Below are 26,847 nucleotides of genomic sequence, written 5' to 3'. Positions count from 1 at the left end.
TCAGCCGCGGATCATCCCCATGATCCACTGCGCTGCGCCGTCGACCTCCTCCGAGCCGGTCCACGCGCACATGTACTCGCACGCCAGCCCGAGCACACGGTCCTGCCCACCCGACATGCCGTTGCGCTTCATGTAATCCACGCGGGGCGAGGCCGCATCTTCGACCGCGAAGATCCAGGCGTTGTCGCCGTCCAGGTTCTCGTGGACGGTGGCGCCGACGATCGTCGCGCCCTCCATGTTCGTGCCGACTCCGTAGCACGTGGACGCGTCGGGCGTACTCTCGAGGCGCGGGGCCTTCGCTTCCGAAAGATCCTCCCCCAGCCAGCGGATCAGGATCTGCGGCTTGTTGGCCGGGATGTTGGTCTCGTTCTGCGCGTAGCCGCAGAGCACGACGCCAGTCCTGGCTGGTGCGGCCGCGAAGATTGTGTCGTTCACCATCTTGTCGCCCGACGATGTCCATTCGTGGACGCGCTTGCCCTTGCCCTCATAGATGAGCACGACGCCGCGCAGATAGAGCTTGTTGGTCACGGGAGACCACACCTCGCGGGTGCCGGCGACGGCGACTCGGCCGCTCGCCAGTACCGCGACCGCTCGCCCGTGCTCGCTGTAGTCCTCCAGTTCGTCCTCCAGATCTTTGAAGATGTCGGGTCCGAACGCCTGCTTGTCAGGGCCGTAGACCCACGTCGCCATGTCCCAGACGTCGGGCCCCTTCGCCACGCGCACCCCGCCGGCGACATAGATCGATCCGTCCTTCGTGATGCCCGTGCCGCGCGCCTCCGTCCCGATCGGCCCGAGCACCTCCCAGATCAGACCGCCGCCGGATCCGAAGCGGGCGACGTACATCCGCGGTTCGCCGTCGACCTGCGCCGTGCCGACCGCGACGATGTTGCCCTCGGCGTCCACCGCGAGCGCGTTCAGGCCGAGGTGCCCAGTCTTCAGCTCCGCGCGCTGCGTCCAGTCCGTGTGCTGCTGGGTCCACCCGTCGCTCGTGGCGATCCACGTGCCCGACTTGTCGTAGCGGCGCAGGGTTGCCAAGATCTGGTTGTTCTCCCAGCGGACGCCGGCGCCGATGGCGTTGTTGCCGTCCAGCGCGACCGCCCCGCCGCTGCTGAACTGGCCGTCGTTCGGCTCGAGGGTGGTCCAGACCGTGCTGCCCGGGTCCTTGATCAGGCTCGGCTGGTAGATGGACGCCTCCGCGGTCTGGCCGGCTGGGTCACGCACAACCACCGACAGATTGCTGCCGGGGTTGTTCGTCGGGCCGCTCGTGACCGGGAAGACGAAGGGCGCTCCCGCGGGGCCGGTGGCGATCACCACGCCGTCGTCCAGAAGATCCGCCTCGACCGCGTCGGCGCTCGCCTTGTAGGTGACGACGGTCGGCCCGACCTCGAAAGCCTCCGGGGGATCGCACGCGAGATCTTCGATCCACGGTGGGGGATCGCTCGGCTCGCCCGTCGACGGCGAGGTGCCGCCCGAGGTGTCCGTGTCCCCGCTGCCGCTCCCGGTGAACGCGTCGGACGTCATGATGCCGGGCCCCGAGCTGCTGCCGGACGTGCTGCCCGCTCCTTCTCCGGTGCTCCCGGCGTCCGCCTCGCAGTAAGTCATGGAGATGCTGCAAGCCGCCAGATCCGCCCCGTCGAAGCACCCGGGGGTCAGCAACGCGGCGGCATGGATCACAAGCAGGGGACGGCGTACGGTCCGGATCATACCTTCCACAGTAGCGCAAGTGCGCCCGCCATGTCAGCGGGGGCGGGCAACCGCATGTAAGATAATTGCCCACTGAAAACGCAACCGCGGCGCGTTGCTGACCGAAGATCCGGTACCATCCGCGGTCATGATGCTTTTTCCCGTGTTCCTGGCGGTGGTGCTGTCGCCGGGCCCGGCCGAGACCCCCGCCGAGCCGTGGCAGGTACACGCGGCCGAATGCCAGCGACGCAAGGCCGCGGGGGAGCACGCCAAAGCGGGCGACGCTTGCCGCCGGGCGTTCGAGGCCGTGCCGGAAAGGCCGGAGTCGTTCGACCAGCGCTCCCTGCTCGCGTTCTCCGCCGTCCGCCTCTACAAGAAGGCGCACAAGGCTAGCTACGACGTAGCACCGCTCTGCAACGCAGCGGCGCTTCTGCGAACGTTCGAGGCGCAGCTCGCCACCCTGCCGCCCGCCGATCGCCCAGGAGATCGGGCGGGCGTCGCCGACGCCCTGCGAGAGATCGAGCCGCGGATCGCCGGGATGTGCACGGACGCATCCCCCGACGATTTGGTCGCTGTCGGTCGTCCGGCCGGCAAGCCCAAGACCGACCCTCCGGCCTCACCCGCTCAAATGCCGGCGGCGGTGGTCGTCCAGCCCGCGCGCCCCGCGATGACCTCGAAGACCGACCGTCCGTCGATACGGAGCGGCGAGCGCCGCCCGCTCCGTATCGCTGGATTGACCACGCTCGGCGTCGGACTGGCCCTCGGCGGTGGGGCGATCGCCATGCTGGTGAGGGGAGCCGCGATGGACGTGCAGGTGGACAGCCTGAATGCCACGTACCCGGCAAGCACCATGATCCCTCACGCGGAAGCGCAACGCTTCCATGACCTCACGCGGCAGGGAGAACGCGCCAACGACCTGGCGCTCGGCCTCGGTGTCCCTGCGCTCGCTCTGTTCATCTCCGGCGTTACGCTGCTGGGGATCGACGCGCATCAACGGCGCACCGATCGCCGCTTCGCGGTGCATCCTGGCCCGGCGGGGCTCCGCCTCACGATGGAGTTCTAAGCATGTTCACGGAACCGGATCAGGGCTTCCGACCGCGCATCGCCCACGACTTCACCGGCGAGACTCTCGGAGGCCGTTACCACTTCGACTACCGGATCGGCTACGGCGCCGCCGCCTCGATCTACGCGGCGACGTGCAAGAACACCGGGGCGATCTTCGCCCTCAAGGTGCTCCACCCCGACCACGACAACGACGCGGTCGAGGTCCAGCGGTTCAAGCAGGAGGGACTGCTCGCCGCGCAGATCCGGCATCCGAATCTGATCCCGGCCTACGATGCCGGGTGGCTGGGCGGGCGCCACTTCATCGCCATGGAGCTCATCGAGGGCAAGACGCTGGCGGACGTGCTCAAGGACGGGCCGATCCCGTGGGAGCGAAGCGTATCGATCGTCTGCGATGTGCTCGCGGGGCTCGCGGCGCTCCACGAGCGAGCGGTCGCGCACCGGGACATCTCGCCCAACAACTGCATCCTCGAGTTCATCGGCGGTAGCGAACGCGCCCGCCTCTCCGACCTCGGCTACGCGCGCGTCGTCGAGGGGATGTCCGAGGCCGAGGGCTTGAAGCTCGGCGTGCCACCCGAATCGGTGCCGACGATGATCTTCGGGACCCCGTACTTCATCGCCCCGGAACGCCTGCGCGGCAGCCCTGGAGATTTCCGGGCCGACATCTACTCGGTGGGTGCGCTGTGGTACACGATGCTCACCGGCGAGGCGCTTCCCGATCCGCGCGACTCGGACCCTGTTGCCGTCGCCCAGCGGATCGATCTTCCGCCGACGCTGCGCGCCGTGCTGCTCGGCTCGGTCGAGATCCGCATGCGGCGTCACCACAGCGCCGCGTCGATGGCCGACGCGATCCGCAAGACGCTCGAGGACATCCGGGCTCCCTCGAATGACGCGATCCACAAAATGCTCGCAGACCTCCATGGCCAACGCCGACGCGCGCGACGGTTCAAGACGTTCGCGCCGCTGTTGGTCGTCCCGGTCTGGCTCGCGGTCCAACCCGAGCCGACCTCGTCCGAGTGTCCCGACCCGAAGATGCTCGTGGCATCGCCTGCGGTGGCTGCCTGTCCCGAACTGCCTGTCGCCACGCCTGTAGACCCGGAGCCGGAGATACGACCGGAGCCCGCGCCTTCAGCCGCGACTCCGACCACACCGCCACCGGAGTGGAAGTCCGATTCGCAGGTGTTGGTGGAGGTGCACGCCGACGAGCCGCGTGCTGCCTCTCGCCGTGAGGTGGCTGGCTCCGCGCGCGTGTTCAACCTCCGGCGCGCTCTGGCGAAGTGCAAGCCGCCCGGACCGATGTCGCTCGAGATAGCGATCGTTTCTGGCGAGAAGACGCAGATCGACGGAGAGCCTGCGGAGGGCGAGCTCGGGCGCTGTGTCGAGGGCGTGCTCGCCTCGCACCCACCGAAACGTGCCGAGACGCTCAAGCTCTAAATCAGCGATCGGTGGTCACGAGGGACTTTCGCGCCGTCATGGCCGCGCGGGGCCGTGCCGATGGACATCGTGTTGCATCCGGACGTCGGACGCCACACGGGGCTTTATGCCCGCGCTGAACAACGTTCCTGCGCGGGACGCGAGAGCTTCAACAGACTGGCGTCGGACGGGCCTTTGGGCTACGTTCCCGCTCGCCGGCATGTCGTCTCTCTGCGTCTCCATGATGATGTTGCTGCTCGTGGCGCCAGCGGACCCCACGGCGACGAACGCGGGCGCGCCAGCCGAGACGACCAGGCCGGCCGCATCCAGCGACAGGGCCGAGCGGACCACACAGGCGGCTGATTTCTTCGAGGGCGGCCGCTACGTCGAGGCTGCACTCGAGTTCGAGGCGCTTCGGCGCGATTACCCTGACGAGCCCTCTCTGCTGTTCAACGCCGCCGCGAGCCGCGATGCCGCCGGTCATTTCGCACATGCGGTCGCCTACGTGCGCGAATACCTGGCGCGCACAGACATCGGGCCCGACGATCGCAAGCAGGGCGAGGAGCAGCTCGCGGAGGCGGTCCGCAAGGTGACGGCGGTGACCGTGACGGTCACGTTGCCGCTCGAAGGCCCGCAGACAGTCAGCGTGGTCGCGCGGCACGTCTCCAAGAGCCCTGCGGATCTGCGGCCCGAGCTCTCGTTTCCGCTGACGAACCCGCGGCAGCCGCTAAAGCTCGAGCTCGATCCCGGCGCGTGGGTCGTGCGGGTGGAGGGCTCCGGCTATCAACCCGCGGAGCAGCAGGTCGCGGTCGGCTCCGCGCCGCTGGCGATCTCGCTGCGACCCGAGCTGGCTCCCGTCGCGCGACCCGAGCCGCCGCAAGCGCGCATGGTGCCGCCCAAGGTCGTGAAGGACACCGCGCGCGGTGTCTACATCGGCGGTGGTGCGGTGGCAGCGGTCGGGCTCGGACTCATCGGCGGCGGCGTGGGGATGATCCACGGCCAGCGGGTCAAGACGTGCGACGATCCGACGCTCGCCGACTGCCGGCGCCGATTTGCCAACGCGTTCGTGGTGCGCAACGTCGGCGCGACGCTCCTCGGCGCGGGCGCCGGGCTGGCCGCGAGCGCGCTGGTGTGGCGCGCGAACGATGCGCGCCAGCGCATGATCGCATGGAGCGCCCTCGCGGCGGTCGGCGGCGTGGGCGTCATCCTGGGCGAGGTGTTGGCGGTCCGGGGCCCGATCCCGTTCAGTCGCGACAACACGGATCCGGAGGCCACGCTCGCGGGCTGGCCCGAACATTGGAGAGAGCACCGTCATTCGGTGCTGCCGGCCCTCGGGGCGACCGTGCGCGGGCTCGGCGTCGGTCTGCTCGCAGGCGCGGTGACAGGTCTGATCGTCCAGCGCAAGCACCTCGGCCCCGGGGGAGCTCGGGCAATTCGCGTCGATCCCAGCGCCGGCCCGGGTCACACCGGCATCGTGCTCTCGGGCAAGTTTTGAGTCGCCGACCGGCTGGTGCCGAGCGGCACGCGCGAACGATGCTTGCGGCCCCGCTCGGGTCGTGATTGCGGCGCCGCAACCATGCTCAGGGCTGCAGGGCCGCGCGGCAGCGAGGCGGCTCCCTGGGGCGCAGGCTCTTGCATACGAAACGATCGGCGCACGGGCAGTCCTGGCAACAAGTGGTCCGGCTCTCGTGGGGGTCGCAGACGCCGTTGCCGCACATGGGTGAGGACGCGGGCGCTGTTACCTGCAGCTCGGGGAGCTTCTGCAGCCGGGAACACTTGCCATTACGGAGCTGAGTCTTCGGTGGGCACGTGGTCGGCAGAACCTCGGGCGATGTGACGGCGACGGACGCAGCGGGCTCGGGCTCGACGACTTCTGCGGTGCCGGGGAGGTCGCTACTACGACGGCGCAGCGGCCCGCAGTCCTCGAAGCTGTGATGCGCGGCGGTACGCTCGATCGCCTCGCAGCGCCCGTTGCCGGGCCATTCGAGGGTGCACCAGGCGCCAGGGCGGGTGTCCGCGAGCTCGGCGCGGAGCTGGTCGATGATCGGTTCGAGGGCGGCAAAGTCGGCCTCGCCGAGCTGTTCGAACTTGGCCCAGCGGACCCGACGGTTGCAGTCGAGCACCAGCGTGACCGGCAGGTTGCCGCGGTAAAGACCGCCTCTGTCGCCGACTGCGAGGGTCGAGGCGAGAGCGTCGCTCATCGTGCGATCGGCGAGGCGGATCGGCGCTGGCGGCATGACGCCGGCATAATCATGGTAGGACCGCAGCGGGTCGGTGTGGTCCTTGATCTGGATTGGCACGAAGCGGACGTCGTCCCACTCGCGGTGGCGAGTGAACATCGACTTGAACTCGGGCAGCTCGGCGAGGCACGGATCGCACCAGGTCGCCCACAGGTTGACGACGTGGATCGTCCGCGGCGGGAGGACCTGCGGCGAGCCGAGGCGCAGGGTGTCGAGCGGGAGCTTGCCGGCCTCGCCCGGAGGCAGCGCCTCGAGGTTGAGGCGCATCGCCGGCGAGATGTCCATGCCCGAGGCGCCGAGGTAGCCTGACTTCGCCGAGTCCTGGCGTGGCGGCGCCTGCACAAGCTTGACAGTCGCCGGCTCTTCGGTGAACTCGGCGGGGGTGCAAGCATTTCGTCGCTCCGCGTACAGCCGCACGAATTGCTCGTGCTGGTCAGTCCGCCGATCCATCACCCATAGGGTGATGATGAGCCCCAGTCCCGTGAACACGAGGTTGATGGCGGACCATCCGAGGTAGAGCCTGGTACGATCAGCGCTCACGTCACGGCTCCTGCTCGCACGCGGCAGCGAGCCAGCGGAGGCTGCTGCGGGCCTCCATCATGGCGCAGGCTTCATTAAAGGACCGCGCCTGCAGCTCGGCGCCGCGGGCCGGATGAGACTCGACCACCTTGATCGCCAGGGTCGCACCGGTCCGGAAGTGGCGGCCGGCCGCATCGTCGTCGAGGTGCGTCGTGCGATGTTCGGGCGCGATCATGATCCAGCACGCCGAGACGTTCTTGCGAGGAAAGCTGGGTCTGGGGAGGTCACGGCGAGCTTTGGAAGCAGTAGAGGTGGAGGCTGGCGCTGCAAGTGAAGGGATTGAGCCCTGCGTTGTTCAGATCAGTCCAGTCGTTGTTCATCGCAGTGGTGTCGCCGAGGCGGCCCGTGGAGAGAGGCATCGCACTCATCCAACTGTTGCAGTTCTCGGCACCTGCTTTCGCTCCGGTGGGGTCCGTGTTCGACCAGGCGAGCAAAGGATCTACGGGTGCCATTCCGGCCTCCGTAAGATTGATTGCGCTCGCTAGGATGCCGTCGGTGAGGTCGGACCAGCCCTTGGCCACGGGGGTGCCGTTGACGAGTTGGTACCAGCCGGTGAAGGTGGTGTCGAAGCGGGTGGAGGGAGAACCGGTGTCGTCGCTGAGCCAGGCGCGCCAGGCGGTGGCGGGGAGGTTGGGGTCGGCGGTCATGCCGGCCGTGCCGCACTCCATGTCGGCACCGGCGAGGCCGCCGAGGTTGCCCTTGAAGTCCGACGACGTGACGAAGACGAGGCGGGGCTTGATGCACTCGTTGCTGCACGCGTCGTCGTCGATCGCGTTGCCGTCGTCGCACTCTTCGCCCGGCTGCGGGATGCCGTTGCCGCACGTCGTGCAGTTGTTACGGCACTCGTCGTTGTCGATCATGTTGCCGTCGTCGCACGACTCGCCAGCGGCGGGGTTGTGTTGGCCGTCGCCGCACTCGACCGCGGTGCAGTCCGCGTCGCAGGTCGGGGTGGCCGAACCTTCGTCGCAGGTTTCAGGCGCGCTCACGATGCCGTCGCCGCAGGTGCAGTCGGCGCAGGTGGTGTCCTCGTTCGCCTCCTGGCAGACTCCGTCGCCGCAGTGGGGGGCTTGGCCCGTGCACGCGGTGTTGCAGGCGACCTGGTCGGGGCTGTCGTCGTAGGCCTCGGAGTTGTCTTCGCCGTCATCGCAGGTCTCACCGGCCGCAGCGTTGAGAACGCCGTCACCGCACTCGACCAGCGTGCAGTCGGCGTCGCAGGTCTGAGTGCCCTCGCCCTCGTCGCATGCCTCCGGCGCTTGCACCGACTGGTCCCCGCACCAGCCGGGATAGAGGCCGTTGCAGGCCGCGTTGCAGTGCTTCTCGCCGGTGTACTCGTCGGAGTTGCACACGCCAGTGCCGCAGTCCTCGCCGTCGTCGCAGGTCTCGCCGGGGTCGACCACCGCGTTGCCACACAGGCCCCCGGTGGTCGAGGAGTCGGTGCTGGTCTCGGTGGTCGTGTCCGTCGTCGAATCGGTCGTGGTACTCGGATCGACGGGGGCCCAGCACACAGCGGTGATGCATTTGCCAGGGATGTCGGCGCAACCCAATGGGCCTGGGAGGACGGCGGAGAGAACGACGACTGAGAGCGCGGCACGTCCGGAGGCGAACATCGGGCCCGACCTTATCGAACGAGACGCTACCGTGCAAGACGCGATCGGCCCCGAACGACGTTCGGCGGCATTTCTCAGGATCTCGGGAGGCCCGTGTCGGGCGGCCACCGGAGCAGGTCGTCGGGCCTGTGCCTGAACGTCCGGTTCGCGCGTGGACGCGCTCGCGCAGAGACGCGGCGCAAGGCAAAAATTTGGTGGCCACGTGCCGAGGTGAGCGACGGCCACATGCTCTTGGCGACGCTCCAGAACCACGTCGGCCGCCATGGGGTAAGCACCGAGAGTGCCCCCGCGTGCGGTGCTCTGCTCGTCGCCACGCTTGTCGTCCTCGTGATGGTGCCGCTCGTGGACATCGTCGTCGCTCGCTGCTTGGCGGCGAGTGGCGCCACGTGTGTGGCGCCAGTGGCCGCCGCGTGTGTGGCCCTCGTGGCGGCCGTTGGCGTAGCCCGCGGGAGGTGCCCTACAGGCGGCATCTGCCTGCCATCTGACCCGTCTGGCGGGCCTGATCTCGCAGTACGACGCCGACCAACAGCGGTGTCACCTGCCTGCAAGTCGGCGTGCGATCGATGGCCGACAGGTGGGCGCCTACCGGCGGGATGAGGCGCGTCAGCTCGTCGCTCGCCTGTGCGTCGGCTCGCCCGCTGGCTGTCGGCTCCGCGTCGCGACCTGGCGTCGGATGTCGTCCGCTTGCTGGTCGCGCCGCCCGCTAGAATCACCTGCCAGTGCGGCGCTCACCGAACAGCCGGCGCGTGGCAAGCGGGTGCCTTCCCGGCACGGAGCCTCGACGGCGAGCGCACGCGGCGTTCCGGGGGGCACCAGGTGACCGTCGACCAGGCTCCGCGGGGCTCCCTGGCCGCGAGCGTCGAGCGCCCTCGAGAGCCATCACCGCGAGACCGAGCGTGTCCAACAACCGGCGCGCGCACCATTCATCGCGCGTCGTCCTCGTGGGACGATTGGGCACGGTTGTGATGCAGCGCGCGTGGGACGTTTGGGCACGATCGTGATGGCCCGCGATCTCGAGGAGGGCACACGACCCTGGCGGCCAGGCGTATCCCTCGACAGTATGACACCATGAAGACCATCATCGTGTACAACAACAAGGGTGGCATCGGAAAGACCACCTTCTCCGTGCACCTCGCGCTGTTCGCCTCGGAGCGGCGGATCAGGACCCTCGTGGTCGGGCTCGATCGCCAGGGCGACATCTGCCGCTGGCTCTCCGGCGGCGACGAACACCTCATGAACGGGCACTTCTTCCGCGTGAACGAGTGCCTCCAGGTCCTCTACAGCCCGATGGAGCTGCCCCAGGACCTCGCCAACTTCGACCTCGTGGTCGCGGACTGCCCGCCGCACGTCGAGATCGTCGATCAGGTCGACGCGGATCTTTGGCTCGTGCCGATCGACGGGCGCCTGGCGATGGAGAACATGGGGAACGTGTACTCCGCGCTGCGGCGGGCCGACGGCACGATCTTGATCGTGCTGAACCGCTGCGATCTCATCGGCAAGCGCGCGCTCGAGGGACTCCGCGAGGCCGCGCATCAGATTCCCCACGCCACCGTGCGAGACGAGCCGATCCCTTCATCGGCGGCGATCGCCAAGGCGTCGGAGTACTTCCGCCCGGTGTGGAAGGTGCCCTACGGCAAGGACACGCAGGGTGATCGCGCGATGCAGGCGATGTGCGGCGACGTGCTGAAGATGTGCGGGTTCGAGGGGAGGCTGTGACATGGCATCGAAGTCGTCCAAGAACAGCGGCCTCCGCTACGGCATGACGGGCTTCGCGCACGCCAGGCAACCTGCCGGTGCCCACCCGGTGGCCATCGTGGCGCTGAAGGAAGGCGGCAACATCCGGGAGGCGGCAAGCCCCCCCGCCGCGCCACTCGCCAGCGAGTCCCCCGCTCTCGGGCCCGTCGTCGACACCACCGCGACCGAGGTGCGGACGGTCGCCCAGGACTCGCACACCGTCGCGCCGGCCGAGCCGGCGATCCGATCGGAGACGCCCACTTCAGCGGCCAAGCAGGAGCAAGCGAGCGTGGGCACGAGTCGACGTCGGGGGCGCCGAGCCTCCGACGAATACAAGCTGCCGCCGCGGGGAGCCGCCAAGCAACGACCACGATCGCATCATTTCCGGTTTCCGGAAAAGATCGACGTCTACCTCAACACACTTGCCGAAGCGTTCGACTGCACCCGGACCCACGTCGTTTGTTCGGCGATCCGTTCGGAGTGGCAGCGCCTCCGCCGCAAGCAGGCGAAGGATGCGAAGAAGGCCTCGACCTCTCACTGATCCTGGCGGTCGACGACGCGATCCTTGCCCGGGCGAGACCCGAGTCGAGCAATGCACGTCGCGTTCGGCTCGCTGAACCATTCCACGTGGTTCTTCCAGTACGCGATCCGCTTGACGACCGCGCGCTCGAACAGCGGGGATCGAGCGGCCAGCCAGTGCAACGCGCCACGGCCGGCGCGCTCCTTCGGCGGCGCCCGCATGTCGCCTTGCTCGAGGACCCAGGCGAAGATTTCCGTGTGCGTGCCGATGACGGGAGTCCTGCGGCCGCGCGCGTGTGCGGACACGAGGGCCCAGACCAGATGCCGCGCGTACTCGGTGCCGAGCTCGTCCCGGGCGGCGCGCACGAGCGCCGCGAGGTGGTCGCGGATCGCCGGATCCAGCTTGGGCTGGCGTGCGATCGCGTCGGCGACCGTCTCGGGCGTGAAGGGTCGCGGCCGCTCGAGCAGCGCGACCGGGACCTCGTCAGGGAGAAGCTCGTGGCCGTTCGCCTGGCTGGCTGTCCCTCGAAACAGGCATCGTGCGACGCCGTCCTCGCCGACGAAGACGAGGGCGACGTCGTCGTCACCGAGGAGACAGAGGTAGACCTCGCCGAGCGGCGTATGCACGAACCCGGCAAGTCCCGGAAGCCGGACGTACTCGAGCCGATGCGGCACACCGCAGACGCGAACGGCGAACGGCTCGTCGCCGTCGTGCAGGTCGCTCGCAAATTCGTTGGTCAGGTTGCCGCGCCAGAAGTTCGCGAGCGCCGTCAAGTTGTAGTCGGGCCCAAACCCGACCAGCACGAACGCGCCCGTGGGGCTGACCAGGAAGAGAGCGTGGTCTCCGTGGAGGTTCGCCCCGAGCGGGCGCACGCGCGCTTCGTAGCCGGCGCCGAACCCCTGCGACAGCGCGCTCTCGTGGGTCTTCATCCTCTTGAACTGCGTCAGATGAAGCCGTCGCTGCGGGCGTCCAGGTCGAGGAGGCTCGTCTTCGGTGACGAAGGGCGCGCCATGGGGGCCCCCTCTCCGGCAGATCTGCTGCGCGCGAGTCTGCAGTGCCAAGAGCTCGCCGCGGCCGATGATGCGGGAGCCACCCCGCGGCCAGCGGAACCGGAGCGTCATCTCGCGGCTCCGTGCGCGCCCCGACTCGATCTTGATGTCGAAGTCCTTCCACCACGCGTAGTAGTCGCTCCCGTGGCGTTCCCACTCGAGGGCGACGGTCTGCGATGTGAACTGCCGCCAGTGCCGCAGCAAGTATGTGAACGTCTTCTCCTCGCTCGGAAAGTTGAAGAGCTCCCGGAGCCGTTGCTGGATCTCGAGCATCATCGATGCACTCCTTCCGGGTCGGAGGCCCGGAGATCTCGTTGTTGGCAACTATCTGAAAACTCTAGCAGGGCCATGGCCTCATTTGCCAGATTGATCTAGCTGTGCGCTCTGACGCGCAGAATTCATGGGAATATAGGCTGGCAGATAGCTCCGTGAGCGAAAATAGACTCTGGCAAGACGCGGGTAGCCCGGCGATCGAGGTCCTATCTTCACCACATGGGAGGTTGGAGATGATCCGCGAGGAAGGCTTTAAGACGCTGATGGAGTATGTCCGCGGGATGATCCGAGGCGAGCGCCCGGATATGGACGTGGTGTCGGCGCGGGCGCTGGAAGCCCTGCGCCGACAACCGCTCGCGGTCTTCCTGGCCGAGCTCGCGGCGTCGGGTTGCAAGATCCGCGGCGCCCGCGGGAACACACCCGGCGACGTGATCGACCTGCTCGAGCAGGTGCGGGTGCAAACTGGCGTCTCGAAGCAGGAGTTGTCTCGGCGCTCCGGCGTGTCCCGCGGGCACATCATCGCGTTGCTCGGCGACGGCGCCAACCCCACGCTCGAGACCATCGTCCGCCTGGCGATCGGGCTCAGCTTCCCGCTCGAGGTCGTCTGCCAGGCCGGGAGCGACCTCGACGACGGCAAGGTCGACGACGAGTCCCTATCGAGGATGGACGAGGCCGCGCCCGCGAGCGTGAGCGCCGCGTGGGGGCAGGTCGGCACCTTCGGCGCGACGATGGCAGGGGCGACGTTGCTCCCGCAGTTGTTCAGGGATCCGCGCGCCGTGGTGTTCGGCTGCGGTGTGCTCGGGGTCGCATCTCTCGGCGTCGCGGTCCTCGTCGAGGATCCGGCCGTGCGTCGCGCGTCTAGCCTCGTCGCCGCCGGCCTGCTCACCGGCGCGGCGCTCGGCGGCCTCGTGGGTCTCGTACGCGCGCATCGCAGCGCGCAGCAGCAAGGAGAGGCTCATGTCCGCTGAGACGACGCGGCCGGAGTACATCGGGTCCAGCGAGGCCATGAAGATCACCGGGTTCTCGCGCACGACCTTCTACCGCCGGGTCAAGGATGGCGACATCCCGTGCGTCCGGGCGATCCATCGCTGGATCTTCCACCGCGAGACCCTCATCGCGTGGCGCGAGAAGCTACTGGCGCCCTCGCGCTCCGTGCCCTGAGCCGCTCGTCGTTGAGTTTCTGCATCCCGCTCGCCGACTGCTGGTCGAGCACGAAGGAGGGATCCGTGAACAACTCCGATCCTTACGGCAAGGAACCGTCCCGAGGACGACATGTACATTCGGACAGGCGCGCGGAGATCAGTCTTGAGCGCCGTTCACTCGCCGTGAGTTCGCGCGAGGCGTCGTCGCTCCCGCCGCCGCTGATGACGGTCGAAGAGCTCGCCGCACTGCTCCACACGAGCAAGGGCGCGGTCTATGCCCGCCATGCGCGCGGCGGGATCCCAGGCGGCCTGCGTCTCGGCCGGACCTTGCGCTTCGACCCCCGGATCATCGCACAATGGCTCTCGGCGAACAGTGCGAGCGCGGGAGGTCGGTCATGACGATCAAGCTGCGCCCGTGGAAGGGAAGGAAGAATGAATTTGAAGTCGACGTCATCGTCAAGAACGCAAGAGGTGACGAGCTCAGGAGCCGTGTCAAGGCGCCCGTCACCGGCAAGACCAGCGTCGAGCGATGGGCCAGGAATCTGGAGCAGGAGCTCCTCGCGCGGCTGCTCGCGCCTGAGCCCGAGCCCGAGAAGCCGCCACCCCCGACGTTCGAGGAGTTCTCCAAGACCTTCCTCGATCTCTGCGAGGCCGACCGGCTCGGGACCAACACGCGGATGAACTACGACGTCCATCTGCGCCTGTACCTGCTGCCGGTGCTGGCTCGACGGCGGCTCGACGAGGTGACGCCCAAGGACATCACCGCGATCAAGAAGTCGCTGGTGAGCAAGTCGCACAACACGATGTGCGAGGTCCTCAAGACTCTCCGCCGTCTGTTCAACCGGGCGATCGCGGAGAAGGAGATCAAGTGCGCTCCGGTGGACTTCGAGGTCCCCCGTCGGAAACGCAAGCCTGCGGTCGCGTATGACGACCAGGAGCAGGTGGCGCTCCTCGCTGCGGCCGAAGCCCTCGGTCCGATGTTCGTCATCGTGGTCCTGCTGGGCCTCGACGGCGGTCTGCGCCGCGGAGAGATCCTCGCGCTCAAGTGGACGGACGTCGATTTCAAGCGACGGCTCGTCGCGGTCCGCCACAACATCGTGCGCGGTAAGCTCGATGTCCCCAAGGGGAGGACCGAGGATGAGGTCGGCTTGACTCCGCGCCTCGCCGAGGTTCTGCGGAGTTTCCCGGCCACCGGCCCCTTCGTGCTCGACAACAGCGGGAGCCACTTCAAAGAGCACCACATCAAGGGGTGGATGAAGGCACTCGTGAAGCGCGCGGGTCTGCCCTGGCGCGGCACTCACGTCCTCCGCAAGTCGTGCGGCACCCGGATCGCCGAGGGCGGTGGCGGCGTGGCCGCCGTCGCCAGCCACCTCCGCCACAAGGATCTGCAGACGGCGAGCGACTATGTCGACCGCCGTGGCGGCAGCGCCGGCGCGCTCCATGCGCTGGAGACGTCGTGGAGACGCGCTTCCGAGCACTCGTAAGTGCCCGGAATCTTAAATTGAATTTGTCTTATCTTCACTGCTCGAAGCAGTAGAGGTGCAGCTTTTGCGAGCAGTCGACGGCGGGGCAGCCTTCGGTCCAGCCGAGGTTGGTCGCGTGCACGAGGCCGGCGACGGCGGTGCCGCTGCCGAGCAGCCAGCCGCTGCACGGGTCGCCGGGGAAGGGGCTGCCGGTGGCGCGGGTGTGGGTCCAGGCGAGGTCGGCGGGCTCGCTGCAGGCGAGGCCGCCGGCGAGCTCGAGGCCGGCGGCGGTGTGGTCGATGGCGTGATCGAGGGCGCCGTCGACGAGGTCGAGCCAGCCGTCGGCGACGACCGCGAGCGAGCCGGGCAGGACGTAGGGGGCGTCGTGACGCACGAAGCCGGCGGCCGGCGGGTCGCCGGGGAAGGTCAGCCAGGCGCGGTAGGTGCCGGGCAGGCCGGCGTCCTCGGCCGCGTCCTGGCAGTGCGCGTCGGCGACGGCGACGGTGCCGAGCGCGCCGGAGAAGGTCTCGGCGGTGACGAACACGAAGTAGGCGTCGCGCTCGCAGGTCGGGGAGCAGCCGTCGCCGGCGACGTCGTTGCCGTCGTCGCAGGCCTCGCCCGCGACGAGCACGCCGTCGCCGCACATCTCGAGCTGGCAGTCGGGCGAGCAGCCGTCGCCGGACACGAGGTTGCCGTCGTCGCACATCTCGGTCAGCGCGGGCACGCCGTCGCCGCAGACGTTGAGCAGGCAGCGGTCGGTGCAGTGCTCGTCGGCGACCTGGCACTCCTCGCCGGGCTCGGGGTCGGTGTTGGCGACACAGCTGGCGAGGGCGCAGGTGGCGTCGCACGGCGGGTCGGGGTTCGTCGGCTCGCAGGCCTCGCCGGGGCCGACGACGCCGTCGCCGCAGGCCGCGAGGGTGCAGGCGGTGGTGCAGGCGGCGGTGTCGGCGTTGTGCGGGCCGTGGTCGCACTCCTCGCCGTCCTGCAGCAGGCCGTCGCCGCAGCCGGTCTCGCGGCAGGTGCGGGTACACGCGTCGGTGTCGTCGAGGTCGCCGTCGTCGCACTGCTCGTCGTCGCGATTGACGAGGCCGTCGCCGCAGCGCACCGGGGTGCAGTCGGGCAGGCAGTCGTCGCCGCCGTCGCAGGCCTCGGTCGGGGCGCGGAAGCCGTCGCCGCAGGCCGCGACCGTGCAGTCGGTCTTGCACGTCGCCCAGTCGCCGTTCAGCGGGCCGGCGTCGCACTGCTCGCCCGGCTGCACCAGGCCGTCGCCGCACACCGCCGCGGCGCCGGTGGTCACCTCGCCGCCGGTCGTCGTGGTCGAGTCGGCGCCGCCGGTCTGGCCGGGCGCAGGGCCGTCGCCGGGGCCGAGGTCGGCGAAGCAGCCGGCGAGCGCGAGCGCGGCGAGCAGCGCGGGGAGGGATGCCCGAAGGGACAGGTGATCTCGGGTATGGCCGAGGCCTCGGGCGGGCCGGCCGCGGGCGGCCTGGGATGTCCGATGAGACCTGTTCTTTTGGCCGTCGGCGGCCCGCGGCTGCGGGTCGATGGATGTCCGAAGAGACATGTGCGTTCGGACATGGCGGGGAGCGCCGCCGGCGAGGCGGTCGCTCGCCGCCGCCTGAAGAGGGCCGGTCACGACGGCTGCTCGAAGCAGTAGATGCGGGCCGACAGGTTGCAGGCGACGTTGCTGCAGCCTTCGGTCCAGCCGCCGTCTTCGAGTCGGACGCTGCCGGCGAGGCCGTTCATCTCCATGTCGCCGCTGGCCCACTTGGAGCAGTTGTCGCCGAAGCCGTTGTCGCCGTGGATGCCGGTCCAGACGACGTTGTTGCCGGCGCAGTCCGACCCGCTGTTCAGCTCCTGGTTGGTGTCGGTGACGTCGATGCCGGTGATGATGTCCGCGTCGGTCAGGTCGGTCCAGCTCTCGGCGATCTTGGTGGTGGTGGTGTTCCGGAGGGTGTAGTAGGGGATCGAGCTCTTGTGGAAGTTGTTGCCGGGGCCGACGGTGCCGTCGCCGAGCCAGGCCTTCCACTTGCCGCCCTTGATCTTGAGCCAGCCCATGTCGCTGGCGGCGAGCTCGGCGCAGCGGGCGTCGGCGGCGGCGATCGAGTCGAAGCCGCTGCCCGGGATGTAGAGCTGCGAGCTGACGAACACGAGGAAGCCGCTGCGGGTGCAGTCGGTCTTGCACGTGCCCTTGGTGGGGTCGCTGTTGTTGTGGGTGCCGTGGTCGCACTCCTCCTCGGAGTCGGCGTGCAGCCAGCCGTCGCCGCACGTGGCGAACTCGCAGTTGTTGAGGCAGTCGTCGGTCTGGTCGTCGTTGCCGTCGTCGCACTCCTCGACGCCGGCGTGGACGAAGCCGTCGCCGCAGGTGTTGTTCTGGCAGGTGTCGAGGCAGCCGTCGGTCTGGTCGTCGTTGCCGTCGTCGCACTCCTCGCCGTCCTGGACGATGCTGTCGCCGCACATCGGGGTCTTGCACCCGTTGGTGCACGCGTCGTCGTCGACGTCGTTGCCGTCGTCGCACGGCTCGACGCCCATGTGGACCTTGCCGTCGCCGCAGACGTTGTTCTTGCACTCGAGGGTGCAGGCGGCGTTGTCGGCGTTCTGGGTCACGCCCTGGTCGCACTCCTCGCCGGCCTGGACGATGCTGTCGCCGCACTCGGGGTTCTTGCAGGTGTTGCTGCAGCCGTCGTCGTTGACCTGGTTGCCGTCGTCGCACTCCTCGCCGGGCGACATGATGCCGTCGCCGCAGCCGGGCGGGCCGCAGCTGTTGGGGCAGTCGTCGTTGTCGACCTGGTTCCCGTCGTCGCAGAACTCGGTGCCGTCCCACACGAGGCCGTCGCCGCACACGGCCATCTTGCAGTCGACGCAGGCGTCGGTGTCGAGGTCGTTGGCGTCGTCGCACTGCTCGACGCCGGCGTGGGTGAAGCTGTCGCCGCAAATGGCGTGCTTGCAGGTGCTGAGGCAGGCGTCAGACTCGTCGAGGTTGCCGTCGTCGCACTCCTCGCCGACGTCCATCATGCCGTTGCCGCACGAGGCGAGCTGGCAGCCCACGCAGCCCTCGACCGCCCCGTCGCAGTCCTCGCCGGCGCCGACGTAGCCGTCGCCGCAGGTGTTGTAGGCGCACTTCGGCGTGCACACGCCGTTGCCGTTCGGACCCTGGTCGCACTCCTCGCCGTCGTCGAGCTGATAGTTGCCGCACAGGTCGCCCGGGACGGTGGTGGTCGTCGGCTCGCTGGTGACGTCCATGGTGGTGGTGGACGTCGAGGTGCCGGTGGTCTCGGTGCTCGCCTGGGTCGTCTGGGGCTGCTCGCCGAAGCCGGTACCGTCGAAGGTGCAGCCGGCCAGGGCGATGCAGGAGAACAGCAGGGCCGCGGCGTTGCGGGTGATCATCGGAAGGCGCTCCTAAGCGAAGGCGCCCGGCGACGCGGGCGCGCAGAATTGCCGACACGATACGAGAGCCGGCGGGGGCGCGTCCACCCGGACGCCCGTCCTCATCGGTGCGGCTGCGGGCCGCCCGCGTAGGTCATGAGCCCGCCCGGCGCGCGGGCGATCCGGCGCGCACCCCACAAGAGGACCCATCCCCCGAGCAGCACCGGGAGCGCGGTGGTCGCGATCGCAAGGTTGAGGCCCGCGGCCTCCGCCGCCCGCACGGCGGCCTCGGTCGGCACCTGACCGGCGAGGTAGGCGGTCTTGGCCCGGTCGCTCACGTAGCCGATCAAGGTGCGCGACAACGCGTCGCCGAACGCGTGAATGCAGAAGATGTTGACGGCGAAGGCGGTGCCCCGCAGCCACGCGGGCACGCAGCCGACCAGCGCCGCGTTGAGCGGGCCGGTGTTGAGGAACAGCAGCAGCTCGGCGAAGAAGGCGACCACGAACAGGGCGACGAGCTGGTCCATCGTCGTCATCAGGACGATCAGCGGGGCGCTCAAGACCAGACCCAAACCGCTCAGCCAGAAGTAACCGCCCGCCGAACGGGCCTGCAGACGGTCGCCGAGGCTGCCGCCGAGGAGGGTGCCGCACAGGCCGGCCACGACGGTGACGGCGCCGAACACCGGGCCCGCGGTGGCGGTGCTCATGCCGTGGACCCGCTCGAGGTAGGTCGGCATCCACAGCGAGAGGCCGCCGACGGTGAAGGTCATCATCGCCAGGCCGACGGTGTTGATGCCCCACGCCGGGGTGCGGACGATCCGCCCCAGCGCGGTGAAGAAGGTGCCCTCGGTCCGCGCGCTCGCCGGGTCGAGCCGGCCGCGCTCGGGCTCGACGATCCGCGCGGCCAGGGCGGCGAACAAGAGCCCCGGCAGGCCGCCGACCAAAAACACGGCGCGCCAGCCGAAGTGCTCGCCGATGAGGCCGCCGAGGATGAAGCCCAGCGCCGAGCCGACCGGGGTGGCGACGTAGAACAGCGCGAGCTTGCGGCTGCGCTCGTCGGGGCCGTAGAGGTCGGCGATGATCGAGGGGGCGGTGGTGGCGTAGGCGGCCTCGCCGATGCCGAGCAGCGCGCGACACACGAGCAGCTCCTCGTAGCTGCGCGCGAACGCGGCGGCCAGGGTGGCGAGGCTCCACAGGGTGACGCCGCCGGCGATGATGTTCTTGCGCTTGAAGCGGTCGCCGAGGTACCCGAGCGGCGCGGCCAGCGTGTAGGTGATGACGAACAGGCTGCCGAGCAGGCCGCCCGCGGTGTCGCTCAGGGTGAACTCGAGCTTGATCTGCTCGAGCACGGAGCTGAGCAGCATCTGGTCGATGTAGTTGAGGAAGTTGATGACCGTGAGGACGGTCAGGATCGCCGCGGCCCGCCCGCGCCAGCTCGTGCTCGCGTCGCTCATGCGTCTCCCAGCGCGGACCGCAGCTCGGCGACCCTCGCCGCGTGCTCGCGGTCGGTCAGCACCGGCTCGACGTCGCCCGCGACCGCCTCGGCGAGGTCGACCCAGGAGTGGCAGCCGGCGTACTCGGCCCGGTCGGCGATGTCGATGACCTGTCCCGAGCGATAGGTGCGGAGGAACAGGACCCAAAGACCAGGTTTGCGATAGGCGAAGCGGTCGGCGACGCACTCGCGGGCGAGGCCGTGGGCGTCGCCGAGCCGATCGAGCCGCGCGAGGTCGTGGACCTCGACGGCGGCGTCGACCTCGGTCCACAGCGAGAGGTGCAGGCGGCCGGAGGGCGGGGCGTCGGCCAGGACCTGCGGCAGGCGGGCGCGCGCGGCCGGGGCGAGGTCGCGGTCGCGCCCGGGCTCGCGGGCGTGGAACCAGGTCGGGAGCAGCCAGAAGCCGCGGTGTTCGGGCGTGAAGGTCGGAGCCTGCCCGGCCGCGCGCGGCTCGCGGATCCCGCCCTTGCGCACGAGCACGCTCTGCTCGCCGGCGTCGAGGCCCGCGCACAGGACGGCCCACTCCTTGAGGGCGACGGAGGATGTGACCCGCATGCGCCCTCAGGCTACCATGGGGCGGTGTTCCAGCGCCGACGGCGTCCGCGAGCCTCGGCCGCGCTGACGGCCCTGCTCGGGCTCGCGGGCTGCGCCCACGGGCCCGGGCGCGGGCAGGACGGGGCGCTGCGCTGGCGTTACCGCGTCGAGGTGCCGGCCGCGCTCGACCGCCTGCGCGTCGAGGTCTGCTTCCCCGACGGGGCGCCGCGGCGGCTGAAGATCGACGAGGACGACGCGGCGGCGGTGGAGGCGGTGTCGGAGGTGGCGGCCGACACGGGGGAGGCCCGGCTCGACCGCGAGGCGGCGACGATCGTGCTCGGGAAGCTGCCGGCGGGCGCGTGCGTGCGCTACTCGGTGGCGACGGAGCTTCTGCTCGCGGGCTCGGGTTCGCGCCTGCGCGCGCGCGCCGGCGAGGTGGTGTCGGTCGACCCACGCCTGGTGCTGTGGCGCCCGGCGACGCTCTACTACGAGGCCGACGTCGCGCTCGAGCTGGCGCTGGCCGAGGGCGTGAAGGCGTCGGTGCCGTGGCCCGCGACCGGCGAGAACAATTTCCACCTGCCGGTGACGGCGCTGATGTGGGCGTCGCAGGCGGTGTTCGGCGGGCTGACGACACAGACGGTCGAGGCGGCGGGCGCGACGTTCTCGGTGGCGATCGTCGACCAGCCGCGCAAGCTCGGCGCGGCCGGGGTGGAGAAGTGGATCGCGACCGCGGCCGAGACGGTGGCGACGCTGTACGGCACGTTCCCGACCGAGCGCATGCAGGTGGTGGTGCTGCCGTTCCCGGGCGGCGGCGGGCCGGTGTACTTCGGCATGGCGCTGCGCGGCGGGGGACCGTCGGTGCAGCTGCTGGTGTCGAGCGAGGCGGCCGACCACGCGTTCCCCGGCGAGTGGGTGGCGATCCACGAGTTCCTCCACCACGGGATGCCGTTCGTGCAGCAGGCCGACGCGTGGCTGTCGGAGGGCTTCGTCACCTACTACACGGAGATCTTGCCGACCCGCCGCGGCTTTCGCAGCGAGTCGGCCGGCTGGCAAGTGTTGATCGACGGGTTCGGCCGCGGACGCCGGGACGGCAGCGGCCAGCCGCTCGCGCAGGAGAGCCGCGAGATGCACGAGACGCACAGTTATCAGCGCGTCTACTGGTCCGGCGCCGCGCTCGCCCTGCTCGCCGATGTCGGCCTCCGCTCGGGCGCCGGCGAGAGATCGCTCGACGCCGCGATGCGCCACTTGCTGCGCTGCTGCGCGGCCACGCCGCGGGTGTGGACCGCCGCGGCGGCCCTGCGCGAGCTCGATGCCTGGGCCGGCAGCCCCGTGTTCACCGACCTGGCGGCCTCGTGGCTGCCGCGCGCCGAGTTCCCCGTGCTGGAGGCGCTCTATAGGAAGCTCGGGCTCGATGTGTTAGACGGAGAGGTGAAGATCCGCCAATCCGCCCCCGCAGCCGCTGTCCGTCGGGCCATCTTCGCCAGACCCTCCGGCCCCTGAGCGAGACCGACGCACGCGCCCCGCCGGTGCGTAGACCACCAAGCAGCAAGAAGGAAGCACCCTCTCATGAACGTCAAGCACATCGCCGCCACCCTCGCCATCCTCGGCTCCGCCTCGTTCGCCGTCACCGGCTGCAAGAAGAACGCGGAGGGCACCGAGGTCCCCGCGGAGGGCGAGAAGAAGGCCGACGGCAGCTGCGGCGCGAACAAGGACGGCAGCTGCGGCGCGAACAAGGACGGCAGCTGCAGCGCGAAGAAGGAAGGCGAGGGCGATGTCCCCGCCGCCGGCGACGCCCCGGCCGAGGCCACCCCGCCGCCGGCGAACTGAGCTCCGCGCCAACGACCGGCCCGGATTCGGCAGCCAGGCCCCGCCTGCGCGGCGCCGGGCCCGGGTCGGGCGCTTCTCCGGCGCGCTGCTATACTGTTTCTTCGGACATGTCTTTTCGAGCAGGTATCGCCGCGCGCGCCGCGGTCCCCACCGGGGTCGGCCTCGGCCTGCGCAGCACGTTCCTGGCCGAGGTCGATCGCGGGGCCGCCGACGGCCGCGTGCCGTTCTGGGAGATCTCGCCCGACAACTACGTGGCCCGCGGCGGCAGCCGCCCGGCCCGCCTGGCCCGCGTCGCCGAGCGCTTCCCGATCCTGTCGCACGGGCTGTCGCTGTCGCTCGGCGGGCTCGACGCATTGAACGATGACTTCCTGAGCGGGCTGCGCGGGTTCTTCGCCGGGCTGCAGCCGCCGTGGCACTCCGACCACCTGTGCTTCTCGGCCCACGACGGCAAGATGCTGCACGACCTGCTGCCGCTGCCGTGGACGACCGCGTCGGCCAGGCGCGTGGCGGCCCGCGTGCGCGAGGTGTCCGAGCGGCTCGAGCGGCCGATGCTGGTCGAGAACATCAGCTACTACCTGCCGCTCGGCTCGAGCCCGCTCGACGAGGCGGCGTTCGTCGTCGAGGTGCTCGAGCGGGCCGACTGCGGGCTGCTCCTCGACGTCAACAACGTGTTCGTCAACGCGACCAACCACGGGTTCGACCCGCTGGCGTGGCTGGCCCAGATCCCGCTGGGTCGCGTGGTCCAGCTGCACGTGGCCGGCCACGAGTTCTGGGACGACGAGCGCCAGGACCTGATCATCGACACCCACGGCGCGCCGGTCCGCAGCGAGGTCGACGCGCTGCTGGCATGGGTGGTCGAAAGGACAGGCGCGCTGCCGGTGCTGCTCGAGCGCGACGAGAACATCCCGCCGCTCGCGGAGCTGCTGGCCGAGCGCGACCGCGTCGACGCGGTCTACCAGGCGGCGCTGGCCCGCCACGCGGCGCAGCAGGCCACGCAGGGGGCCGCATGAGCGAGGAGGCGCTGATCCGGGCGTTCGCCGCCAGCGTGATCGAGCTCGACGCGCCGGCCGCGGTGCAGGCCGATGTCCGCCAGTTCTTCGCCCGCCACGGGGTGCCGCCGGAGGTGGCGGCGCGGCTGCCGGAGACGGCGGCGGAGCGCCTGGCGATCTACCGGACCATGGTCCACAGCCGGCTGCGCGCGGCGGTGGCGGAGTTCTTGCCGAAGACGGCGATCCGGCTCGGCCGACCGCGGCTGCGGCGGGAGATCGAGCAATTCGTGGCGGAGGCAGCGCCGAAGGCCCCGTACTTCTGGCGGCTGACCGGTGAATTTTTGGAATGGGCCGGGCCGCGCTGGGCGAGCGACGCGACGCTGCCGGGCTACCTGCTCGACCTGGCGCGGCACGAGTGGTCGGATGCCGAGGTCGGCAACGACCCGGCCGGTGGTGAGGCCGCGAGCGGCAAGCCGCTGGCGCTCGACCAGCCGGTGCAATTCGACGGCACGGTCCGGCTCCGCCGCTACGCCTGGGCGGTCCACCGGGCGACCGAGACGGAGGCGCCCCCGGCGGAGGCGACGGCCCTGCTGCTGTACCGCGACCGCAACGACCACCAGGTCAAGACGCTCGAGCTGACGCCGCGCGCGGCCGCGGTGACGGCCCGCCTGCTGGCCGGGGAGCCGCTGCAGGCCGCCCTGACGGACGCGTGCGCCGAGCTCGGCACCCCGCTCGACGACGAGTTCCTGGCGGCGATGGCCGGCTACCTCGCCGACCTCGCCGAGCGCGGAGCGCTGCTCGGCGCGGCCTGAGCGGGCGGCCGCGGCAGATGTCCTCGCGGACAGGCTGCCCCCACGCGCCGGAGGCCGCGGCGGGCGGTCCGGCGCGGACAGGTGATGCGGAGCATGCCCCTCCGAACATGCTCCCGGGAGCATGGCCTATGGAGCATGCCCCGAAGAACATGTCCCGAACGCCCGGTCAGGCCGGCGCGCCGTTGAAGATCCACCGGAACAGGATCTGCACCTTCTCGGCCTCGAGCGGGGCCTTGCCCTTCGGCATCTGCTCGCCGGTGGTCTGGGTGGTGCGCGTCAGCTTCTTGAACAAATAGCTCTGGCCGGGCAGGTCGGGGATGACGCGCTTGGTCTGGGCGTCCTGGGTCGCGGGGGCGAGCAGGGCGGCGTGGACGTCGGGGGCGGCGAGGTCGAAGGCCAGGCCGGCCGGGGGCATCGCGCCCTTGTGGCAGCCGCAGTTGGTCGACAGGACGTTGAGCGCGTCGGTGAAGCCGGCCGCCGCGACCGCCTGGTTGTTGAGGACGGAGACCGTGAGCGACTCGCTGACCACGCCCTCGACCTCCGCGGTCACGTCGGAGGTGCCGGGGTTGAGGCCGAGGAGGGTGCCCTTGGCGTCGACGTAGAGGACCGTCTCGTCGCTCGACAGCCACTTGACCGTCGGGCCGACCACCGGGTCGCCGTTCTGGTCGAGGACCGTGACGTCGAGGTCGAGCATCTCGCCGATCTCCACGTTCACCGGGCCCTGCTCGTCGATCGTCACCGAGCCGGCCTCGCCGTCGCCGCCGCCGCCGCAGTCGAACGCGCCGGCCTCGGGCGCCCCGGCGGCGATCCACGTCTCGATCAGCGCGATCTGGTCGGCCGCCAGCATGCCGCCCTCGGGCATCTGCAGGCCGACCGGCGGCATCGGCTTGATCTTGGTGACCAACCAGCTCCCCGCGGGGTTGCCCGGGTCGACGTAGGGGGTGCCCGGCTGGCCCATGCTGTCGACGCCGACCAGCGCGGCGAACGACTGGCCCTCGCTCAGCACCAGCCCCTTCGGCGGCATGTTGCTGAGGTGGCAGCCGCAGCTGGCGCTGAAGATCGGCTGGATCGAGGTCGGGTAGTCGCAGTCCGCCGGCGGCGGATCGCCCGTGGTCGGATCGCTGCTGACGGTCGGGTCACTGCTGGGCCCGGCGCTCGGGTCGGGCCCGGTGGTCGTGCTGCTGCTCGTCGACGTCGTCGGGTCGAGCGGGTCGGTCGTGGCGTCGCCCGAGCTGCCGGTGGAGGTCAGCCCGGTCGGGTTGCCGGTCGCTCCGGTGGCGTCGGTGTCCCCCTCGTCGGGGACTTGATAGACGGTGCAGGCGGTCAGCAGGACCAAGCAAAGACATCGTGTCGAGCGCATGCGCACATGCAACCGCATGCGCAGGCGTGAAGACAGTCCTCCCTCGCCGGGTGTAGGAGTGAAAAACGTCACGCAAACGCAGGATGCGTGGGACCTGTCCTGAGAGTCAGCTCGTGATCCGCTCGTGCGGGGCGCCGAGGCGGCGGGCGATCGCGACCGCGACGCGGAGGCCGTCGAGCGCGGCGGAGACGATGCCGCCGGCGAAACCGGCCCCTTCGCCGCACGGGTAGAGGTGCGGCGTGCTCGGCGACTCGAGCGTCTCGCCGTCGCGGTCGACGCGGACCGGGCAGCTGGTGCGGCTCTCGACACCCACGGCGATCGCGTCGTCGCCGAGGAAGCCGGGCATGCGCGCGCCGAGGGCCTGCAGCGCGCTCTGGAGCGGCGGCGCGAGCGGGCCGAGGAGCAGGTCGAGGCGGGCCGGGTGCAGGCCGCGGTGGTAGCTGGTCGGCGGCAGCTCGCGCGAGACGGCGCCGGCGACGAAGTCGGCGAGACGCTGGGCCGGTGCGACGAAGGCCCCGCCGCCGGCGACGTAGGCCGCGGCCTCGAAGCGGGACTGGTACTCGACGCCGGCCAGCGGGTCGTCGGGCGACAGGCCGGCGGCCGCGAGGTGCTGCGGGCCGACCTCGGTGACGAGCCCGGAGTTGGCGAACCGGCCGCGCCGGCTGTGCGGGCTCATGCCGTTGACGACCTGCATCCCGGGGTCGGTCGCCGCGGGCACGATGTAGCCGCCGGGACACATGCAGAACGAGAAGGCCGCGCCGGCGGCGGTCTGTTCGACCAGGCGATAGGAAGCCGCGCCGAGGGCCGGGTGGCCGGCCAGCGCGCCGAACTGCAGGCGGTCGATCAGCGCCTGCGGGTGCTCGATGCGGACCCCGAGCGCGAACGGCTTGAACGACAGCTTGACCCCGGCCGCGCGCAGCCAGGCCTGGACGTCGCGGGCCGAGTGCCCGGGCGCGACGACGACGGCGCGGGCCGGCACGACCTCGCCGCCGCGCAGGCGCACGCCCGCGGCCGCGCCGTCGTGCACGACCAGCGCGTCGGCGCGGGCCTCGAAGCGGAACGCCACGCCGGCGCCGATCAGGTGCTCGCGCATGGCGGTGATCACCCGCGGCAGCCGGTTGGTGCCGATGTGCGGGCGGGCGTCGACGAGGATCTCCGGCGGCGCCCCGTAGCCGGCGAACGCCCGCAGCACCAGGTCGACCGGGCCGCGCTTGGTCGCCCGCGTGTACAGCTTGCCGTCGGAGTAGGTGCCGGCGCCGCCCTCGCCGAAGCAGTAGTTGCTCTCGGGGTCGAGCTCGCCGCGCTGGCTCAGCCCGGCGAGGTCGCGCCGCCGCGCCCGCACGTCGCGCCCGCGCTCGAGCACGACCGCCCGCACCCCCGCGCGCGCCAGGCCCCAGGCGCAGAACATGCCCGCCGGCCCGGCGCCGACGATCACCACGGCGGGCTCCTGGGACATGTTCGGCAGGACATGTGGCAAGTAACATGGCTCTTCGGGCATGTCCTTGCCGACATAAACGAGCAGCTCGACGTGGACGCGGACGCGGCCGCGGCGGGCGTCGATCGAGCGGTGGGCGACGGCGACGTGGCGGACGTCGGCCTCGCGCACGCCGGCGGCGCGGGCGCCGGCGCTGCGCAGGGCGGCGGGGTCGAGGAGGGCGTCGGGGTGGAGGTCGACGCGCACCCGCTGAGCGGCGGACGACACGGC

General features: G+C 70.4%; 24 protein-coding genes. 13 read left to right on the top strand and 11 right to left on the bottom strand.

Translation table 11 applies throughout. The annotated features are described in order from the left end of the window. The gene (locus NAEX_RS16700) at positions 1-1,704 is read right to left on the bottom strand and encodes an NHL repeat-containing protein (protein ID WP_177325922.1); all 1,704 of its coding nucleotides are present in this window, start codon (positions 1,702-1,704) and stop codon (positions 1-3) included. A gap of 127 nt (positions 1,705-1,831) precedes the next feature. Between NAEX_RS16700 and NAEX_RS16695 the strand changes: the two genes are divergently transcribed. The 3 genes from NAEX_RS16695 to NAEX_RS16685 all read left to right on the top strand — a co-directional run bounded on the left by NAEX_RS16695 (position 1,832) and on the right by NAEX_RS16685 (position 5,653). Next, a complete protein-coding gene (locus NAEX_RS16695; RefSeq protein WP_096328487.1) occupies positions 1,832-2,746 on the top strand; it encodes a hypothetical protein in 915 nt (304 codons plus the stop codon). 2 nt (positions 2,747-2,748) lie between these two features. Further along, entirely contained in the window at positions 2,749-4,179 is a 1,431-nt protein-coding gene (locus NAEX_RS16690) for a serine/threonine-protein kinase (protein ID WP_096328486.1), read from the top strand. A 220-nt stretch (positions 4,180-4,399) separates the two neighbouring features. Further along, a complete protein-coding gene (locus NAEX_RS16685) occupies positions 4,400-5,653 on the top strand; it encodes a tetratricopeptide repeat protein (RefSeq protein WP_096328485.1) in 1,254 nt (417 codons plus the stop codon). Positions 5,654-5,738: 85 nt separating this feature from the next. Here the strand turns inward: NAEX_RS16685 and NAEX_RS16680 are convergent, their stop codons facing one another. The 3 genes from NAEX_RS16680 to NAEX_RS16670 are packed head-to-tail and all read right to left on the bottom strand — an operon-like array spanning position 5,739 to position 8,482. Next, positions 5,739-6,938, bottom strand: a complete 1,200-nt coding sequence (locus tag NAEX_RS16680) for a TlpA family protein disulfide reductase (protein ID WP_143140591.1) — start codon at positions 6,936-6,938, stop codon at positions 5,739-5,741. 1 nt (position 6,939) lies between these two features. Then, on the bottom strand, positions 6,940-7,152 hold the full coding sequence (locus NAEX_RS16675) for a hypothetical protein (RefSeq protein ID WP_096328483.1): 213 nt from the start codon (positions 7,150-7,152) through the stop codon (positions 6,940-6,942). Positions 7,153-7,201: 49 nt separating this feature from the next. Then, on the bottom strand, positions 7,202-8,482 hold the full coding sequence (locus NAEX_RS16670) for a DUF4215 domain-containing protein (protein ID WP_100792984.1): 1,281 nt from the start codon (positions 8,480-8,482) through the stop codon (positions 7,202-7,204). 1,170 nt (positions 8,483-9,652) lie between these two features. Here NAEX_RS16670 and NAEX_RS16665 point away from each other — a divergent pair. Both NAEX_RS16665 and NAEX_RS16660 read left to right on the top strand, forming a co-directional pair. Then, positions 9,653-10,300 (top strand): ParA family protein, encoded by a 648-nt coding sequence (locus NAEX_RS16665; protein ID WP_096328481.1) that lies wholly within the window; start codon positions 9,653-9,655, stop codon positions 10,298-10,300. A 1-nt stretch (position 10,301) separates the two neighbouring features. Continuing rightward, complete coding sequence (locus NAEX_RS16660) at positions 10,302-10,859, top strand: hypothetical protein (protein WP_096328480.1); 558 nt, start codon at positions 10,302-10,304, stop codon at positions 10,857-10,859. Here the strand turns inward: NAEX_RS16660 and NAEX_RS16655 are convergent. Beyond that, on the bottom strand, positions 10,853-12,163 hold the full coding sequence (locus NAEX_RS16655) for a hypothetical protein (RefSeq protein ID WP_143825582.1): 1,311 nt from the start codon (positions 12,161-12,163) through the stop codon (positions 10,853-10,855). The genes NAEX_RS16660 and NAEX_RS16655 overlap by 7 nt on opposite strands. Before the next feature lie 101 nt (positions 12,164-12,264). Between NAEX_RS16655 and NAEX_RS16650 the strand changes: the two genes are divergently transcribed. From NAEX_RS16650 to NAEX_RS16635, 4 genes are all read left to right on the top strand, one after another. Next, on the top strand, positions 12,265-13,128 hold the full coding sequence (locus tag NAEX_RS16650; protein WP_143140592.1) for a helix-turn-helix domain-containing protein: 864 nt from the start codon (positions 12,265-12,267) through the stop codon (positions 13,126-13,128). Then, positions 13,118-13,321, top strand: coding sequence for a helix-turn-helix domain-containing protein (locus tag NAEX_RS16645; protein ID WP_096328477.1), 204 nt, complete (start codon positions 13,118-13,120; stop codon positions 13,319-13,321). Before NAEX_RS16650 ends, NAEX_RS16645 begins: the two co-directional genes overlap by 11 nt. Positions 13,322-13,386: 65 nt before the next feature. Further along, entirely contained in the window at positions 13,387-13,701 is a 315-nt protein-coding gene (locus NAEX_RS52945; protein ID WP_245913738.1) for a helix-turn-helix transcriptional regulator, read from the top strand. Beyond that, a complete protein-coding gene (locus tag NAEX_RS16635) occupies positions 13,698-14,786 on the top strand; it encodes a tyrosine-type recombinase/integrase (RefSeq protein WP_170135777.1) in 1,089 nt (362 codons plus the stop codon). Before NAEX_RS52945 ends, NAEX_RS16635 begins: the two co-directional genes overlap by 4 nt. Before the next feature lie 34 nt (positions 14,787-14,820). On the opposite strand, the gene NAEX_RS16630 is transcribed toward NAEX_RS16635, so the two are convergent. The 4 genes from NAEX_RS16630 to NAEX_RS16615 form a co-directional block, all read right to left on the bottom strand. Further along, positions 14,821-16,326, bottom strand: coding sequence for a DUF4215 domain-containing protein (locus NAEX_RS16630; protein WP_096328475.1), 1,506 nt, complete (start codon positions 16,324-16,326; stop codon positions 14,821-14,823). 68 nt (positions 16,327-16,394) lie between these two features. Then, positions 16,395-18,149 (bottom strand): DUF4215 domain-containing protein, encoded by a 1,755-nt coding sequence (locus NAEX_RS16625; RefSeq protein ID WP_096328474.1) that lies wholly within the window; start codon positions 18,147-18,149, stop codon positions 16,395-16,397. A gap of 101 nt (positions 18,150-18,250) precedes the next feature. Further along, entirely contained in the window at positions 18,251-19,582 is a 1,332-nt protein-coding gene (locus NAEX_RS16620; RefSeq protein ID WP_096328473.1) for a spinster family MFS transporter, read from the bottom strand. Further along, a complete protein-coding gene (locus NAEX_RS16615; protein WP_096328472.1) occupies positions 19,579-20,175 on the bottom strand; it encodes a DUF1802 family protein in 597 nt (198 codons plus the stop codon). The genes NAEX_RS16620 and NAEX_RS16615 overlap by 4 nt, the downstream gene beginning before the upstream one ends. A 24-nt stretch (positions 20,176-20,199) precedes the next feature. On the opposite strand from NAEX_RS16615, the gene NAEX_RS16610 reads away from it, so the two are divergent. The 4 genes from NAEX_RS16610 (at position 20,200) to NAEX_RS16595 (ending at position 23,782) form a co-directional block, all read left to right on the top strand. After that, complete coding sequence (locus NAEX_RS16610) at positions 20,200-21,654, top strand: gluzincin family metallopeptidase (protein WP_096328471.1); 1,455 nt, start codon at positions 20,200-20,202, stop codon at positions 21,652-21,654. A gap of 66 nt (positions 21,655-21,720) precedes the next feature. Then, positions 21,721-21,981, top strand: a complete 261-nt coding sequence (locus NAEX_RS16605; protein WP_096328470.1) for a hypothetical protein — start codon at positions 21,721-21,723, stop codon at positions 21,979-21,981. A gap of 107 nt (positions 21,982-22,088) precedes the next feature. Further along, positions 22,089-22,991, top strand: coding sequence for an MbnB/TglH/ChrH family RiPP precursor modification enzyme (locus NAEX_RS16600; protein WP_096328469.1), 903 nt, complete (start codon positions 22,089-22,091; stop codon positions 22,989-22,991). After that, positions 22,988-23,782, top strand: a complete 795-nt coding sequence (locus tag NAEX_RS16595) for an HvfC/BufC N-terminal domain-containing protein (RefSeq protein WP_096328468.1) — start codon at positions 22,988-22,990, stop codon at positions 23,780-23,782. The genes NAEX_RS16600 and NAEX_RS16595 overlap by 4 nt, the downstream gene beginning before the upstream one ends. 166 nt (positions 23,783-23,948) lie before the next feature. Here the strand turns inward: NAEX_RS16595 and NAEX_RS16590 are convergent, their stop codons facing one another. Both NAEX_RS16590 and NAEX_RS53825 read right to left on the bottom strand, forming a co-directional pair. Then, positions 23,949-25,118, bottom strand: coding sequence for an Ig-like domain-containing protein (locus NAEX_RS16590; RefSeq protein ID WP_096328467.1), 1,170 nt, complete (start codon positions 25,116-25,118; stop codon positions 23,949-23,951). A gap of 130 nt (positions 25,119-25,248) precedes the next feature. After that, positions 25,249-26,844, bottom strand: a complete 1,596-nt coding sequence (locus tag NAEX_RS53825; protein WP_211302417.1) for an NAD(P)/FAD-dependent oxidoreductase — start codon at positions 26,842-26,844, stop codon at positions 25,249-25,251. Positions 26,845-26,847: the final 3 nt, after the last annotated feature.

The organism is Nannocystis exedens (assembly GCF_002343915.1).
GTDB classification, from domain to species: Bacteria; Myxococcota_A; Polyangia; order Nannocystales; family Nannocystaceae; genus Nannocystis; species Nannocystis exedens.
Note: the sequence above shows the minus strand (reverse complement) of the source record. Positions and strands in the feature narration are given on the sequence as shown.

Bases quoted from the DNA above. Each gene is read 5' to 3' on its own strand.
- NAEX_RS16605 (WP_096328470.1), top strand. From the start codon at position 21,721: ATGAACGTCAAGCACATCGCCGCCACCCTCGCCATCCTCGGCTCCGCC.
- NAEX_RS16660 (WP_096328480.1), top strand. From the start codon at position 10,302: ATGGCATCGAAGTCGTCCAAGAACAGCGGCCTCCGCTACGGCATGACG.
- NAEX_RS16645 (WP_096328477.1), top strand. From the start codon at position 13,118: ATGTCCGCTGAGACGACGCGGCCGGAGTACATCGGGTCCAGCGAGGCC.
- NAEX_RS16630 (WP_096328475.1), bottom strand. From the start codon at position 16,326: ATGTCTCTTCGGACATCCATCGACCCGCAGCCGCGGGCCGCCGACGGC.
- NAEX_RS16600 (WP_096328469.1), top strand. From the start codon at position 22,089: ATGTCTTTTCGAGCAGGTATCGCCGCGCGCGCCGCGGTCCCCACCGGG.
- NAEX_RS16595 (WP_096328468.1), top strand. From the start codon at position 22,988: ATGAGCGAGGAGGCGCTGATCCGGGCGTTCGCCGCCAGCGTGATCGAG.
- NAEX_RS16695 (WP_096328487.1), top strand. From the start codon at position 1,832: ATGATGCTTTTTCCCGTGTTCCTGGCGGTGGTGCTGTCGCCGGGCCCG.
- NAEX_RS16635 (WP_170135777.1), top strand. From the start codon at position 13,698: ATGACGATCAAGCTGCGCCCGTGGAAGGGAAGGAAGAATGAATTTGAA.
- NAEX_RS16665 (WP_096328481.1), top strand. From the start codon at position 9,653: ATGAAGACCATCATCGTGTACAACAACAAGGGTGGCATCGGAAAGACC.
- NAEX_RS16620 (WP_096328473.1), bottom strand. From the start codon at position 19,582: ATGAGCGACGCGAGCACGAGCTGGCGCGGGCGGGCCGCGGCGATCCTG.
- NAEX_RS16700 (WP_177325922.1), bottom strand. From the start codon at position 1,704: ATGATCCGGACCGTACGCCGTCCCCTGCTTGTGATCCATGCCGCCGCG.
- NAEX_RS16625 (WP_096328474.1), bottom strand. From the start codon at position 18,149: ATGATCACCCGCAACGCCGCGGCCCTGCTGTTCTCCTGCATCGCCCTG.
- NAEX_RS16615 (WP_096328472.1), bottom strand. From the start codon at position 20,175: ATGCGGGTCACATCCTCCGTCGCCCTCAAGGAGTGGGCCGTCCTGTGC.
- NAEX_RS16685 (WP_096328485.1), top strand. From the start codon at position 4,400: ATGATGATGTTGCTGCTCGTGGCGCCAGCGGACCCCACGGCGACGAAC.
- NAEX_RS16675 (WP_096328483.1), bottom strand. From the start codon at position 7,152: ATGATCGCGCCCGAACATCGCACGACGCACCTCGACGACGATGCGGCC.
- NAEX_RS16690 (WP_096328486.1), top strand. From the start codon at position 2,749: ATGTTCACGGAACCGGATCAGGGCTTCCGACCGCGCATCGCCCACGAC.
- NAEX_RS16655 (WP_143825582.1), bottom strand. From the start codon at position 12,163: ATGATGCTCGAGATCCAGCAACGGCTCCGGGAGCTCTTCAACTTTCCG.